General features: G+C 69.4%; 1 protein-coding gene. It reads left to right on the forward strand.

Annotation, left to right across the window (positions count from 1 at the left end):
- The coding region (locus DR046_RS22985) for a xanthine dehydrogenase family protein molybdopterin-binding subunit (RefSeq protein WP_167767273.1) at positions 1 to 1008 on the forward strand (1008 nt) is incomplete at both ends.

The raw sequence follows: 1008 nt of genomic DNA on the forward strand, positions 1-1008 counted from the left end.
CGCCGCTGATCTACACCAACGTGAAGGCGGTCTTCACCAACACCGTCCCCGTGGACGCCTATCGCGGCGCGGGCCGGCCCGAGGCGACCTTCCAGCTGGAGCGGGTCATCGACATGGCCGCCCGCGAGCTGGGGGTCGATCCGGTGGCCCTGCGCCGCCAGAACTTCATCACCGAGTTCCCCTACCAGACGCCCGTGGCCGTCGAATACGACACCGGCGACTACGAGGGGACGATGACGAAGCTGCTCGCGATGATCGACCGCGACGGCTTCGCGGCCCGGCGGGCCGAGAGCGCGGCGCGCGGCAAGCTGCGGGGGCTCGGGATCAACTGCTACATCGAGGCCTGCGGCATCGCGCCCTCGTCGCTGGTGGGCCAGCTCGGCGCGCGGGCGGGGCTCTACGAGAGCGCGACGGTGCGGGTGAACGCCACCGGCGGGCTGGTCGTCATGACCGGCAGCCACTCCCACGGGCAGGGGCACGAGACCTCGTTCGCGCAGGTCGTGGCCGACATGATCGGCATCGACGACAGCATGGTCGAGATCGTCCATGGCGACACGGCCAACACGCCGATGGGGATGGGCACCTACGGCTCGCGCTCGCTCGCCGTCGGCGGCTCGGCGCTGGTCCGGGCGACCGAGAAGATCATCCGGAAGGCGAAGAAGATCGCGTCGCACCTGCTCGAGGCCTCCGAGGCCGATATCGAGCTCAAGGATGGCCGCTTCACCGTCGCCGGGACCGACAAGTCGCTGGCCTGGGGCGACGTGACGCTGGCGGCCTACGTGCCCCACAACTATCCCCTCGACGAGATCGAGCCGGGGCTGGAGGAGACGGCCTTCTACGACCCCAACAACTTCACCTATCCCTCGGGCGCCTATGCCTGCGAGGTCGAACTCGACCCCGAGACCGGCAAGGTCGAGGTGCTGGCGATGGCGGCGGCGGACGACTTCGGCAACGTCGTCAACCCGATGATCGTGGAGGGCCAGGTCCATGGCGGGCTGACCCAGGGCA

Origin of the sequence: Jannaschia formosa (assembly GCF_003340555.1) — a bacterium.
Taxonomy (GTDB): Bacteria; Pseudomonadota; Alphaproteobacteria; order Rhodobacterales; family Rhodobacteraceae; genus Jannaschia; species Jannaschia formosa.